The organism is Lunatimonas salinarum, from assembly GCF_017811155.1.
Taxonomy (GTDB): domain Bacteria; phylum Bacteroidota; class Bacteroidia; order Cytophagales; family Cyclobacteriaceae; genus Lunatimonas; species Lunatimonas salinarum.
Genome location: NZ_JACVCV010000013.1, coordinates 113,117 through 127,493 on the forward strand (window position 1 = coordinate 113,117; position 14,377 = coordinate 127,493).

Annotated in this window: 13 protein-coding genes; 10 read left to right on the plus strand and 3 right to left on the minus strand. The window is 46.3% G+C overall.

The features are described from left to right. Positions 1-88 precede the first annotated feature (88 nt). The gene (locus IAQ59_RS15910; protein ID WP_209331824.1) at positions 89-1,588 is read left to right on the plus strand and encodes a DUF3863 domain-containing protein; all 1,500 of its coding nucleotides are present in this window, start codon (positions 89-91) and stop codon (positions 1,586-1,588) included. A gap of 33 nt (positions 1,589-1,621) precedes the next feature. After that, positions 1,622-3,127 carry a S10 family peptidase gene (locus tag IAQ59_RS15915; RefSeq protein ID WP_209331825.1) on the plus strand — a complete coding sequence of 502 codons (1,506 nt, stop codon included), beginning with the start codon at positions 1,622-1,624 and terminating at the stop codon, positions 3,125-3,127. Positions 3,128-3,498: 371 nt separating this feature from the next. Here the strand turns inward: IAQ59_RS15915 and IAQ59_RS15920 are convergent, their stop codons facing one another. Both IAQ59_RS15920 and IAQ59_RS15925 read right to left on the minus strand, forming a co-directional pair. Then, positions 3,499-3,735 carry a DUF433 domain-containing protein gene (locus tag IAQ59_RS15920; protein WP_209331826.1) on the minus strand — a complete coding sequence of 79 codons (237 nt, stop codon included), beginning with the start codon at positions 3,733-3,735 and terminating at the stop codon, positions 3,499-3,501. Between the two features lie 146 nt (positions 3,736-3,881). After that, positions 3,882-4,856 (minus strand): sialate O-acetylesterase, encoded by a 975-nt coding sequence (locus tag IAQ59_RS15925; protein WP_209331827.1) that lies wholly within the window; start codon positions 4,854-4,856, stop codon positions 3,882-3,884. Between the two features lie 300 nt (positions 4,857-5,156). On the opposite strand from IAQ59_RS15925, the gene IAQ59_RS15930 reads away from it, so the two are divergent. Next, positions 5,157-5,354: a hypothetical protein gene (locus IAQ59_RS15930; protein ID WP_209331828.1), complete on the plus strand. Its 198-nt coding sequence runs from the start codon at positions 5,157-5,159 to the stop codon at positions 5,352-5,354. Positions 5,355-5,422: 68 nt separating this feature from the next. Here the strand turns inward: IAQ59_RS15930 and IAQ59_RS15935 are convergent, their stop codons facing one another. Further along, positions 5,423-5,797 carry a transposase gene (locus IAQ59_RS15935; RefSeq protein WP_342450717.1) on the minus strand — a complete coding sequence of 125 codons (375 nt, stop codon included), beginning with the start codon at positions 5,795-5,797 and terminating at the stop codon, positions 5,423-5,425. Positions 5,798-6,002: 205 nt separating this feature from the next. Here IAQ59_RS15935 and trkA point away from each other — a divergent pair, with 205 nt between their 5' ends. From trkA to argJ, 7 genes are all read left to right on the plus strand, one after another. Further along, positions 6,003-7,349 (plus strand): Trk system potassium transporter TrkA, encoded by a 1,347-nt coding sequence (gene trkA, locus IAQ59_RS15940; protein ID WP_209331829.1) that lies wholly within the window; start codon positions 6,003-6,005, stop codon positions 7,347-7,349. Between the two features lie 3 nt (positions 7,350-7,352). Further along, on the plus strand, positions 7,353-8,804 hold the full coding sequence (locus IAQ59_RS15945) for a TrkH family potassium uptake protein (protein ID WP_209331830.1): 1,452 nt from the start codon (positions 7,353-7,355) through the stop codon (positions 8,802-8,804). 143 nt (positions 8,805-8,947) lie between these two features. Then, on the plus strand, positions 8,948-9,745 hold the full coding sequence (locus tag IAQ59_RS15950; protein ID WP_209331831.1) for a PhzF family phenazine biosynthesis protein: 798 nt from the start codon (positions 8,948-8,950) through the stop codon (positions 9,743-9,745). Positions 9,746-10,012: 267 nt separating this feature from the next. Continuing rightward, positions 10,013-10,837 (plus strand): acetylglutamate kinase, encoded by an 825-nt coding sequence (gene argB, locus IAQ59_RS15955; RefSeq protein ID WP_209331832.1) that lies wholly within the window; start codon positions 10,013-10,015, stop codon positions 10,835-10,837. A 2-nt stretch (positions 10,838-10,839) separates the two neighbouring features. After that, positions 10,840-12,027 carry an aspartate aminotransferase family protein gene (locus tag IAQ59_RS15960; RefSeq protein ID WP_209331833.1) on the plus strand — a complete coding sequence of 396 codons (1,188 nt, stop codon included), beginning with the start codon at positions 10,840-10,842 and terminating at the stop codon, positions 12,025-12,027. Next, positions 12,028-13,077: an N-acetyl-gamma-glutamyl-phosphate reductase gene (gene argC, locus IAQ59_RS15965; RefSeq protein ID WP_245189646.1), complete on the plus strand. Its 1,050-nt coding sequence runs from the start codon at positions 12,028-12,030 to the stop codon at positions 13,075-13,077. A 15-nt stretch (positions 13,078-13,092) separates the two neighbouring features. Then, entirely contained in the window at positions 13,093-14,304 is a 1,212-nt protein-coding gene (gene argJ, locus IAQ59_RS15970) for a bifunctional glutamate N-acetyltransferase/amino-acid acetyltransferase ArgJ (protein ID WP_209331834.1), read from the plus strand. Positions 14,305-14,377: the final 73 nt, after the last annotated feature.

Below are 14,377 nucleotides of genomic sequence, written 5' to 3' on the forward strand. Positions count from 1 at the left end.
ATAAAAAGTCCGTATGCCCTTTGGTCTTCTATGCAGAAACAGATGGTGTATAGCGGCTGAATATGTCGATATTTTGAAATTTGATAGAATGTACAAAAAAATCATTAACCGATACGTATGGCCCGCCCTGCTCCTATCAGGAGTGTGTCTGGTAAGTTGGACTGCCTTGATCGGTCAACCGGAAGCTTCGGGTGCGGAGTTCAAGCATGCCTATTTATTGACTACCGATCAAGAAGCACCACTTTCCTTGATGGGAAACCGCTTCCTTACCTTTGCGTCTGTGGTTCGGGTAAATCAGATTGAAGTTTCCCGAAATGAGGCAAAAGGGGTGGATGAATCATCTGTTCACAGCCCCAGGGAGGCGAAAATTCTACGGGAAGCCATAGCAGATGCTTGGCCGGGTGCACGCATGACTTGGGCTTTCAGTTGGCTGGCACTGCACGATAAGCGGGAAAACTACCGAGAACTGCGGGATCTGATCGTATCCTATCATAAGCAATACGGGGATGAGATTACCTTTATTCCGGGAGCGTACTTTTCGCCCATGTACAATTCTAGGGAACAGACAAACAGAGACTTTCATGAAGGCTTGAAAAAGGTGTCCGAAATGGTGGGTGATGGATACCGGCCGCAAGCGGTGATTGGGGGTTTTATGGCGGCGGAGAACCTACGGTACCTGGCAGAGGAAGAAGGAATCCACGTATGTCAGGGCACCATATGGAGTCAATATGCCGTGGATAATGGGGATGGGGATGGTTCCATCGTATACCCTTATTATCCATCCAGAGAGCATTACTGCAAGCCTGCACAAAGTGAAGTGGATAAAATTGACTGCGTGAACCTCGACGGCTGGACGGTAGATTTTCTGAACGCCAGGTATCCGGGTGCACGTCGGATCGACGGGGTGAACTGCGGTAGTCGGATGGGAGTGGGCCCCATAGAGACGGTGATACGACTAGGAACCGAATTGGGTGTGCGGCAGATGCTGGCCACTACATCCACCCATTTTGACAAGGGATTTGATCTGAACGGGTTCGCTTGGGTGACCTCTACCTGGGAGCTGAGTTTGGTTGAGGCTAGGCAGCTTTTCCCCTTCTACCAAGGGCGCAATGGGATGGAAGGGTTGACCGTGTGGTTGAGCGAAATCCGTCGCAGGTGGCCGGATGCCCAGATGGTTACCCACGGGGAGTTTGGCATGCTTTGGAGGGAACACTATAAAAATAACGATGACCTGGATTATCAGTTTGTGCATAGAGGATCCGGTATCTGTGGGTCTGAGCCGGAGTTGGAGATCCGTTGGTTTATGAACAAGGACTTCCGTATGGCTACCCTAAGAAATTGGATTGAACAGTCGCCGGAAAAGGTGATTGACTTTACACGGTATGACCTGGAAGCCTCTGAACCCGAGGATGCGCAACCTGGAAAGCCTATCCGTAATTGGAGTCTGATGAACCGCCTAAATCAGAAAGGCACAAGGCCACAGGATGTGCCAACGGAAATCGGTGAAATGAGTCCTGAGGAACAAGCTATGATAAGACGGCGATACCCCGTATTGTTAACCGAAGAACATCCTAGTCGAATTAGGTAAGTAATTGTTTAATCCCCAAATAAATACGTGACTATGTATCATAGAACCAGTAAATTTATCTACCAAACAATCTTCCATTTACTGCTAGTTTTTGGTTGTGTGACAACAGTGCATGCCCAAAGGAATATATTGCCGGCCGACACGTCTCTTGTGTCTTCCAGCGAAGTGATTGTCAACGGGAAGAGAATTCCCTATCAAGTAACAGTGGGCACTCAGCCGGTATACGGTAAAGATGGAGAAATTGATGCTGCGCTGTTTTATACCTATTACAAACGAAGTGATGTCGATCAGGTGGATAACCGACCCATTGCATTTTCATTCAATGGAGGGCCGGGAGCTGCATCGGTATGGATGCATTTGGGTTATACAAGTCCGAAACGGCTGGAAATAAGTGATGAAGGATATCCCATACAACCTTATGGCATCGTCGATAATCCACATTCCATTATAGATGTAGCAGATCTCGTATTTGTTGATCCGGTTAATACGGGTTTTTCACGCCTATTGAATGACGGTAAGCGTGAAGATTTTTTTGGCGTATATCAAGACATTACCTATCTGGCGGACTGGATTGACAATTTCCTGTCAAGACACGGACGTTGGAGATCTCCAAAGTTTCTGATTGGGGAGAGTTATGCTGCTACACGCGTAGCGGGCTTATCCGGTGAACTGCAGGATAACCACGGGATTTACCTCAACGGAGTAATTATTGTTTCCGGAACAAAAATGGAACTACCTATTGCCAGTAATGAAGTACTTCAATTACCAAACTACGCTGCGGTAGCCTGGTATCACAAAAAGCTACCGGATGATTTACAGAAAAAAACCCTTACTGAAGTTCTCTCAGAAGTTGAAACCTACGCCATTGAGAAATATTTGCCGGCAGTCGAAAGAGGTGGATTTATTGGTGAAGATCAGAAACAGGAGGTTGCGGAAAAACTGGCCCGGTACACCGGTCTCAAAAAGGAATTCATCTTGGACCACAATCTGACCGTCCCTACTGGTGCTTTCAGAAAAGAGTTACTAAGGGATGAAGGATATTTCGTTGGTCTTTCGGATGCAAGGTATAAGGGCATAGATAAAATGGATGCTGGCGATGCCTTTACCGGAAGTACGCCACCGGAGGCAGCTGCTTGGGATAATGCCTTCACGCCTGCCATTAACGCATATCTTCGAGATGATTTAAATTTTAAAACAGACCTGCAATACCTTGTTTCCGGTCCGGTATTTCCTTGGCCATGGGATAGATTTACGGATGGGACCGGAGAGAAATTACGTAATGCCATGATGCAAAACCCCAAACTTGAAGTATTATTTCAGGCAGGATATTACGACATGTTGGTCAATTATTTCAGACAAATGAATGGTATGTGGAAGCTTGATCCAAGCGGCAAAATGAAAGACCGTTTTCACTTTAAAGTGTATGAAAGTGGTCATATGATGTACGTGCGGGAGGAAGATTTGGTATCTTCTACCAATGATCTCCGAGAGTTTATTCAACAATCAGTTCCAATGAAGGGTGAAGAGGCAAAATATTGATGGAGGCTATTCATACCTCTAATGGAATGAAATCGAGTATGAGGAAAACTTCGACTGGGTGTAGAATGATCTACACCCTAATATTCCTAAACTCCTTTGCAGTCGTAACCCCTTTTAGGCCATTTGCAATGGCTTACTAAAGAACGTCTTAGTAAACAAAAGTTCGCAATTTCGAACTCGGTCTGGCTTAGTTTTGAAAAGGCCTGTTATACACACATCTATTAAAAAATAACGGTCCTTTTATTTCATTTGTGATTTCTATGCGGATAACCTATTTTTAGCTGAGGGTGAGGCTAATTAAATTATAGGTCAGGAAATCGAGAATGCCTATGGCAAGCAGGCATGACGAAATCATCACACAAAAGGATGCGTCATCCTGAAATCTTCGTGTAGTTTGAATACTTTGATATTTTCCTCGCATAGGCTAAGCAAGCCAAGATATCTTCTTCTTCCAGTTTAGGATAATTGGCCAATATTTCAGCATGGGTTGTTCCGGCTGATAACAAGTCAAGAATTAAATCTACTGTGTATCGTTTATTCCTAATGGTGGGTTTCCCATGGCAAATTTCGGGATTTATTGTGATTCTATTCAGAAGTTGATAGTCCATATGTTATGGTTACGAAATGTTCATTTAATTGGTTACTTGCTATAGAACAAAAGGGTTCGCCGACCAGCAAAGAACGGCACAGGTGTAATTTGCAAGTACTCCTTTCTATCGCCCTGATTTTTTGCATTTTCAATCCTGATCACGATTCAGGGTTCAAGAATAGCAATCATTGATTCACCCATTGATTTGCCAATAAGGAAATAGGATGCGGCGTTTCGGTTCCAGTGATAGGACTGATCCGCTGGGGAGTCTTCTACGTTACGCCAGAAATCTCTTGTATCCACAACGTTGACATTGCCCATAAATTCCGGGTAATCCGCTACCGCCAATTGGGCCTCCATCAATGATAAGGCCCTAGGATGGGTTTCCTCCCAGCCCGACATGCCAGTCGTAGCAATTACAAATGGAAGGGTTGGAACGCCAAGGTCTTTTCGAACCTCCTGGATAAACCGGATCATATTCTCCCTGTAGGCATCATTGGCCACTTGATTGATCCGGTCATTCCATCCCTGATGCCAGCCAAATCCCGCAATTTCATACCCCTGTCCTGTGTATGAGGGCACATGATCTTGCAAATTGCCTAAAACTTCATTTACGATGGATATCATCTGAACATAGTAGTATCCGGTATCTCCGGCAACGAGAGGAGGTTTTACATGCTCCAATTCACCCGGAGGGAAAAAATCAACCGCAAGGCTTTTGCCACCCCAGGCTGTTTTTATTAGCAGCACATCTTCATCGAAATGATCTCCTATTACATGGCCAAATTGCAATTCGGGGCCTATTGTATTTTCATTGGCACCAAAGCCAACCGTCAATCTTCCGGAATGAATTTTCTCCGCATTGTTAAAATAAATAAATACATCCTCCCGCATCTTCCATTCACCATGTTCATTTACTAGGTGCTGATATTCTCCCTTATCATCGTTTTCCACCAGGTAGTTCAGGTTTCCCCGACCTCCCTTTTCGATCTCACCATGCCCTACCATATTGGATTGTCCGGCAAGAATAACTATTTTCAGAGGTGTTGGACTTTTCTGCGCAAATGCGTTGAGAATCAATGTAAAAATGATGGAGTCGGGTAGTCCAATTCGTAGAAGGTTTGCCTGATGTCTTTTCATTAACAATGGATTTGAAGTCATATAGTTAGTTTAATTTCTACGTATGATGGTACCTTGTTTAACGCAATTTTTCTTACCGATAAGCTACCCAATTTGAATGAGTTTTCCGGAATCAATTTAGACTTTTCTATTGAGTACCAATTGAAATAATTTCATTAATTCAGATTTCTTATGCTTAACCAAATTTTTTTGAGGAATCCTTTTACAGATGATTTTTCGGAATTAGTTTAAATTCAAGTACATTCTTTCTATTTTTAGCAACTGTATCCTTTTAGTAATCCGTTTCCACTTCTTTCTAGCATGGCGCTATTTCAAAACTCCGTACGAAAGAAATACCTCTCACACCAAGATCAGCAGCCCATGCTGGAGGCTTTTGAGGCCTATAGAAAGTATTTTCACAATGCTCAGATCCATGCAAATATCCGTGTCGCCAAAGAGGAGAAAAATCCACACGCCCGTAAAACCCCTTTAGGGGTTTCAAACCCCTGTGGGCCCTAGCCCCGAGTCGCCACTCGGGGTAAAAAATACAGATCCCCAAAATACCCCCAACCCTGGCAGGGCTTGAATTACAAGAGATACCGAGGATCATAATTGACCCCAAATTCATTTAGCAGCAACACATACTCCTCCAAAGAACTGACTTTACGGTGATGCTGCTCCTGATTTTTGATGTAATCGACCACCCGACCAAGAGCAGAATACCCAAAAGTAAATGCCCCATATCCTTCTTGCCATCCTTCAAAATCATCAAAAAGACCTTGGGCTTTTATCATTTTATTGGATGCTAATTTTATGTCTTTTATGAGATTGGCTAAGGAAATAGATGGGTGCTGGGAAATAGCCATGTGTATATGGTCTTCCACTCCATTGATGCGATGAAATATAAACAGATGAAAAACTTGATCTATGAGCTGAAACTCGGCTAGACTCCGACAGGTCACCGGAAAGACCTCCAAATTTGTCTCTGACCAAAAGAATCAAGACCGCTTGCAATCCCATTCCAGAGCCTTTTTTGCCCCTGTTTTCGTTCTGTTGACCAGATCCTTAGGTTTTGCTGCTGAGCCGCAAATAGTTCAATGAAATTGCAAAATGCCGAATATTCTTGCGTATTTTTGCCGAAGTAAACCACAACAGAAAATTTTTGTGATGGCCATGAACATTGTGATTGCCGGTGCGGGTGATATGGGGTTTCATTTGGCGGAGCAGCTTAGCTTCGAACACAACGATATCACCCTTATTGACCTCGATGCAGATGTATTGGAAAGTGCTTCCTCCCAATTGGATGTGCTTACATTACTGGGGGACTCGGCATCTATCGAGGTACTTAGACGGGCTAATGTGCACCATGCCCATTTAGTATTGGCGGTCACCACCTCCGAAAAGACAAACCTGGTCACTGCGGTAATGGCAAAGCAACTTGGGGCCAAAAAGGTAATCGCACGGGTTCGCAGCCACGACTACCTGTTTTCGGAGAACCAAGGCTATTTTTTGAATCTGGGCATTGACTCCATCATTTCACCTTCCATGCTTTGCAGCAACGAAATCACCCGAATGATGAAAAATTCCACCTTTTCGGATGTGATGGAATTTGAAGGAGGCAAGCTCAATGTCGTGGGAATTACCCTGGACCGGTATTCGCCACTGGTTAATAAGCGGCTTGCGGATGCCAGCACCGACCCGATTTTTGAAGATATTCGTATCATAGCACTGGTGAGGGATCAGATCACGATTATTCCCAAAGGAGACACTTATATCAGAAACGGCGACCATGTGTATTTCATCTCAAATAAAAGCGCCGTGGAATCAGTCAAAGAATTGATCCGGCATAAGGAAGTGCAGATCAATCAGGTCATGATCATCGGTGGTGATGACTTGGCGTATTCTACTGCTAAGAAGTTAGAGGAGTCTTATCGGGTCACGCTGATACACAACCAAAAGGAGCGTTGCAAGTGGCTCTCGCAGCGTTTGGACCACTCGTTGGTTATTCACGGGGATTATAAAAATATCAGCCTGCTCATCGACGAAGGCTTGGAAACCATGGATGGTTTTTTGGCGCTGACGGAAAGTTCGGAAACCAATATCATCACGAGCCTCAGTGCCAAGAATCACGGGGTGTATAAAACGATTGCGCATGTGGATACGCGGGAGTATATCCACATTTCCCACAGCATCGGGGTGGATTCGCTGATCAACAAGAAACTGGTAGCGGCGAATTATGTGAGTAGGTACCTAAGGAAAGGGAACGTGGAGGCGATTGCCGGTATTCACGGTGTGGATGCGGAGTTTGTGCAATATGTCGTTACCAAAAATAACCGGTTGACGAAAAAGTCGCTTAAGAAACTTCATTTTCCCGAAACAGCTATTGTCGCCGGTGTGATCCGTGGCGAGGAGGTCTTTATTCCTGACGGAAACTTCCACCTTCAGCTGAATGACAAAGCCATAGTGCTTGCCCTTCCTTCGGCTAAGCCGGTATTAGAGAGACTATTCAATTAAAAGATGATCCATTTTAAGGCGATTTTTAAAGTAATGGGTGGACTACTCATGTTGTTGGCTGTCAGTATGATGCCCTGCATAGCGTTTTCCTATTACTATCGCAGTGGGGATGATTTTCCGTTGATCATGGCGGCGCTCATATCCGGGACGGTGGGGGCAACCCTGTTTTTTTCCTTTGCCTCCCAAGATCAAAACATTCGTAAACGGGAGGGATACCTCATCGTCGCACTGAGTTGGGTATTTATGACAATCTTTGGACTGCTCCCCTATCTTTTCAGTGGATCGATCGTCCATTTTCCGGATGCTGTTTTCGAAACGGTGTCTGGGTTTACGACTACCGGTGCCACGATCTTGGAAGATATTGAAGCCGTCCCATCGGGCGTGCTGCTTTGGCGTAGCATGACCCAATGGATCGGAGGTTTGGGAATCATCGTACTCACAGTAGCGATTTTTCCCTTGTTGGGGATAGGCGGTATTGAGCTGTTCGTAGCGGAAGCCTCGGGGCCTACCCCGGACAAACTGCATCCCCGGATACAGGAAACGGCCAAACGGTTGTGGTTGGTTTATGTAGGATTGACAGTCCTGTTGATCATGCTGTTTAACCTACAAGGAATGACTTTTTTCGATGCGGTTAATCATGGACTAACCACCATGGCGACAGGCGGATTTTCCACTAAGAATGCATCTATGGCGTATTTTTCGCAGCCGATCATCCAATACACGGCCATTTTTTTTATGTTTTTGGCTGGCACCAACTTCACACTTATCTACTTGGGACTGAAGGGCAAGTTAAACCGGGTTTGGGCCAGTGATGAGTTTAAGGCCTACTTCATATCAGTTTCTTTAGTGGTGATCTTCATTGCGGTTGCCGTTTACCTTGTTACCGGGATCCATTGGGAACAAGCATTTCGGGACACCCTGTTTCAAGTGGTTTCTTTGGTAACAACCACCGGCTTTGTAACGGCCGACTATACGGCATATAATTCAGGCCTCACCATCATATTCTTTATGCTGTTATTTACCGGGGCCTGTGCGGGGTCCACTTCGGGAGGGATCAAGTTTATCCGGCACTTGACCTTCGTGAAAAACTCCACCCTGGAGTTCAAGCGGCTTGTTCATCCAAGAGCCGTCATACCACTAAAAATAAATGGGGAACGGGTCAATGGTCGAATAATCACCCATATTTTCACGTTTCTTCTGGTTTATCTGATGATTTTCGTATTGGGGAGTATCGTGATGTCTATTGCAGGTTATGACCTGCTGACCTCCTTTGGAGCGGTAGCTACCTCGCTTGGGAACGTAGGGCCTGCTATCGGAAACGTAGGTCCTACCGATAACTTTGCGTTTTTCTCCCCTTTTGCCAAACTGTTTTTAAGTTTTTTGATGTTGTTGGGTAGGTTGGAGTTGTTTACCATTTTGGTACTGTTCACGCCGTTTTTCTGGAGAGCCAACTAATGGTCCATCAACCTTAAGGGATGTCCAAAGGGGGTGGGTAGTTAGTTTAGGTGAGCTCCCGATGCGATTCGAAAATCGAATCAATTACCAATCGGATGGTTTTCTACCCGATCGATAGGCTTAACCCGTTAAAAATCCAAAAAATGAGTAATTCCTCTATTGAAGTGCCTGTTTATGCTGTATTTACCGATGAAGAACTCGGTTACATGGGAAATCCTGCATCGGTGGTAGAGTTATCCAAGCCGCTAGCTGTCGGTGATATGCAGGCCCTGGCAGCAGCATATCGGCAGCCTGCCACGACTTTTTTAGTGCGAAACCCACGGCAGCCTGCCGAATTTTCGGTCCGCTGGTTTGCGCCTGACGAAGAGATTGGCCTATGTGGTCACGGTGCCGCCGCCGCAGGGGCCTATTTGGGGCAGAAATACAAAGGGCTGGAAACGTTTACGTTACGGTATGGCGCTGGATCAATGGAGGTACATTTTCAGTATCCGGATCAGGTTTCGCTGCTTTTGGAGGCGATTCCGGTCACCCAGGAGATCGAAGTGCCCGAGGCAATTCGAGCAGGGTTGGGCATTCCAATACTCGCTATGTACGAGACGGGTAATAAGCATTTGATCCTCACCGAATCCGAACATCACCTGCGAGCCATGCAGCCGAATTTTGAGTGGCTGCGTGCCAGCGAGATTTTTGGCTACGCCGTTACTGCTCCCGGAGACAAGGTAGATTTCGTAAGCCGCACCTTGGTACCCCATGTGCAGCAATTGGAGGATTACGCAACCGGGTCTTCCCATGCCATGTTGTCACCGTTTTGGTCAAAACGGCTAGCCAAGGCAAATATGACCGCCCATCAACTGAGCAGTAGGGGCGGCGCTTTCCATATTCAAGTCACGGGTTCCAAAGTCCGGCTGACCGGCCATTTTCGACGGGAGAAGGAAGGCTGAAGCACGGCGCTAGGTGTTGATTCCAAGTGGATTGCGGGAGATTTGTTTTTTTTTGAATTTTGGTAATAATTTTAGTGAATTTTTAAGTAAGTGGTGTTTTGTCTAATTTTTCGAAATAATTATTTGCCGATGGTACGGTTGTTGCTTGTTCATTTTGCATAGTGGCCAAAAGTGGCTGTTATTTCGAATTTTTGTGCGGTATTATACTGCTAAAAAATAGAGGAAAATGAATTTTATTTACCTCGTAAAACTAAAAAAAATACTATAATGAATACCTCTAGAATTCTCATCAAGTACGGTGGGAATGCCATGATTCATGAACATCTCAAAGTAGAAATTGCCCAGCAGCTTAAGGAGCTTCAGGATTTAAACTACCAAGTAGTCCTCGTTCACGGTGGAGGGCCTTTTATCAATAGGGCTTTAGAGGATGCAGGGATCAGTTCGGTGTTTTACGACGGACACCGGTACACCAGTGTGGAAGCATTGCGATGCATCGAAAGAACCCTCAAGGGAGAGGTAAACAGTTCGCTGGTTTCTGCATTAAACCGAAGCGGAATGAAAGCGGTCGGTATCTCTGGAAAGGATGGCAAATTTGCCATTGCAACGAAACGCCATCAAGAGAAGAAACTGCCTGATGGAACCATTCAAGCCCAAGACCTTGGTGCTGTGGGAGACTTGGTACACGTGGATACCAATCTAATTGATTGTTTGCTGAGGGGAGGATACACTCCGATCATCGCTTGTTTGGCGTCAGACGAAGCAGGGAATGACTACAATGTAAACGGAGATGCCTTTGCCGGTCGGATAGCCGCTGCACTGCATGTGGATGCATATGTAGTGCTTACGGATGTGGATGGCCTTTACAGATCGTTTCCAGACCCCGGTTCATTGATTCCGACTATATCCTCATCAGAACTTCAGCGATTGTTTGGAACCGCGATTACAGGTGGCATGATCCCAAAAATCGCCTCTTGTTTGGAAGCCTTACAGCATGGCGTGAAGAAGGTAGCCATCCTCAATGGGACGAAGCCGGAATATCTCACTGACATGCTGGTGGATCAAAAGCAATGTGGAACCGTTATAACCCCCTGAAAATGGAAATCTCTAATCGATACCTGCACGAAGAAGACAAATTACACTATCTGCCAACTTTCAAGCGTTTTCCGCTTGCTTTTATCAAAGGCAAGGGTTCTAGGCTTTGGGATGCGGATGGGAAGGAATACATTGACCTGCTGGCTGGTATTGCCGTAAACAATGTGGGACATTGCCATCCTAAAGTGGTAAAGGCCATACAAGAACAGGCTTCGGAATTGATGCATATTTCAAATTTTTTCGTGAGCCCGCCACAGGTTGCGCTGAGCAAATTGTTGGTGGACATCAGTCAGATGGACCATGTGTTTCTGACAAACAGCGGCGCTGAGTCCGTAGAAGGTGCCATTAAGGTAGCCAGAAAGTGGGCGCATACAAACGGAAAGGGTGGCACCATCATTTCCATGCAAAATTCCTTTCACGGAAGGACGCTTGCGACCATTGCTACCGGGCAGGAAAAATACCAAAGGGGATTTGGGCCTATTCCAACCGGTTTTGTGCAGGTTCCCTTTAATGATATTGCTGCCATTAGGGCTGTGCCCTCTGAGGAAGTAGCTGCAATCATTGTGGAACCAATCCAAGGCGAGGGAGGTGTCAGACCCGCAGACCGCCAATACCTGCAGCAGTTACGAAACTACTGCGACGAGCACCGAGTCCTGCTCCTTTTCGACGAGATTCAATGCGGGGTGGGTAGGACAGGTTATTTCTTTGCCAAGGATTACTACGGCGTGCAGCCGGATATCATGACCCTGGCAAAGGGGTTGGGAGGAGGCGTGCCTATCGGAGCCTTTTTGTGTGCTGAAAAAGTGGGTGATGCCATTGACTTTGGCGACCACGGCACCACGTTTGGCGGCAATCCCTTGGCTTCGGCGGCGGCATTGGCTACCCTTCAGGTCATACAGGAAGAGAAACTTTTGGAAGAGGCTACTGAAAAAGGTGCTTGGCTGATGAATGAACTGCGTGATCTTCAAGAGGAGTTTCCCCGGATCCGACAGGTTCGTGGCATAGGGCTGATGATTGGTGTACAATTTGACCGACCGGCCGCTCCATTGGTCAAATCGCTGATGGACAGAGGTATTGTGGCCAACGCAACAGCAGAAAATGTCTTACGCTTAGTACCCCCGCTGAATATCCCCAAAAGCGATCTGCAAACTGCATTGAATGTTCTAAGAGAATTGCTAACTCACGAATAGATGTCATTGACCAACAAAAAAATCAACGCTTCAATCATAGGAGCCTCCGGTTACACGGGGTCCGAAATAGCAAGGCTATTAATCAATCACCCATTCGTTTCCATTGAACACATTACTTCGGAGAGCCACGCAGGTAAGGCATTTTCCGATCTGCATCCGCCATTTGTGGGGATCTTGGATTTGCCACTTGAGCGGGCGGAGGAAATCGATATAGACAAACAAGATGTACTTTTTTTGGCATTGCCTCACGGCGTTTCGATGGAATATGCCCGCCAATGGCAGGGCAGAACGAAGATAATCGATCTATCCGGTGATTTCCGGTTGACTGGGCCTGTAGTCTACGAGCATTGGTACAAAAAGCGCCATGTATATGCCGGGGGATTTGATCATGCGGTATACGGAATGCCCGAACTACACGGCAATGCCATAGCAAACGCAGATTTGGTCGCTAATCCGGGGTGTTATCCTACTGCGTCCATCTTGGGATTGGCGCCGGCACTTGCCGGGAAGCTGATACAGGCTCATACGATCATCATCGATGCGAAGTCCGGTACCACCGGTGCAGGCGTAAAAGCGAGTGAGACCACGCATTTTTCAAATGTGAACGAAAACTTCCGTGCTTATGGAATAGGCAATCACCGCCATACCATTGAAATCGAAGAACAACTTGGATTGTTTTGCGAGGGCAACAGGTGTCTGGTACAGTTTACACCCCACCTGCTTCCGGTAGATAGGGGGATTTTGGTTACCACTTATGCGGCATTATCCAAAGATATCCCTGAGGATCAGGTCTTTGAGATGTACCGCAAGTTCTATCAAGATCAACCCTTTATTCGAATCCGCAAGGAGGCGCCAAGCCTCAAAGATGTCCGAGGAAGCAACTACTGTGATATCTACTTGCAGGTAGATGATCGAACGAAACGGCTTATCGTGGTTTCGGCCATTGATAACCTGGTAAAAGGTGCTGCTGGTCAGGCGGTGCATAACATGAACATAATGTTGGGATTGGAACAAACCCTAGGGTTGGGCCAAGTCCCCATGAAACCATAATCTTACTGATTTACGATGATCAAGAATATTACCAATGTAAAAGGCATCAAATGTTGGGGAGCGCACTCAGGTGTAAAGTCCATGAGAAGAGATTTGGCACTTATTTATTCGGAGGTGCCAGCGGCTGCTGCGGCTACGCTGACACAAAATAAAGTGCAGGCAGAGCCAATTAAGGTGACCCGAAAGCACCTCAAGGACAATCGGGCACAGGTGATTGTATGCAATGCGGGTAATGCCAATGCCTGTACTGGTGAACAGGGCCGTCTGGGAGCCGAAGCCATGGCAGATACTGTTGCCGAGATGCTTTCCATTTCCAAAGAAGATGTAATCGTAGCATCCACCGGGTTGATAGGGGAGAAATTTCCGACAGAGGAAGTGGTGGAAGGAATCCGTACCAACATCCCCAAGCTCAGCAACGAACCCAAAGCAGGTTCGTTTCTGGCCAATGCCATATTGACCACGGATACCTTTGCAAAGGAGGGATTTGTCGAGTTTGAATGGGAAGGTAAAACCATCTCAATCGGTGGCGTGGCCAAGGGTTCTGGTATGATCCATCCAAATATGGCGACCATGTTAGCCTTTGTAGCCACGGATATTGGCATCGAAAAAAAGCTGCTGCAAAAAACCCTACACTACTGCGTGGAGCGGTCTTTTAACATGATTACCGTGGATGGGGATACATCTACGAACGACATGGTGGCGGTTTTAGCCAACGGAATGGCCGGAAACCAGCTAGTAACTAGTACCGATGACCCTTTATATTTGATGTTTAGGGATAAACTGACTGAGCTATTGGTTCATCTGGCCAAGCTCATTGTGTCAGATGGAGAAGGGGCTTCAAAGTTTATCGAATACCAGGTGTCCAATGCCAAATCAGAGGCCAATGCCAGGATCATGGTGCGGGCTATCTCAGATTCCGTCCTGGTGAAGACGGCGATGTTTGGGCGTGATCCCAACTGGGGCCGCATCATTGCTGCCTGTGGAAATGCCGGGATCGCTTTTAATTACCGAAAGGCCAACCTGTACCTCGGAGATAGCAATAACATGGTGCAGGTATTGAAAAAGGGGACTCCCACTGATTTTGACAAGAATTACATGAAAAAGTTGCTTAGGGAGTCGCATGTTCGGGTACACCTACAGCTGAATACTGGTAAGCATGAGGCAGTGGGTTGGGGTAGTGACCTCACCACGGATTACGTGATGTTTAACTCGGTGTACACCACTTAGGTACATTCCTGTCCTAGTTACCATTGAAAGCAATGCTGCTGTCGGTATCGGTGAAGCATTGCTTTCTTTTTTT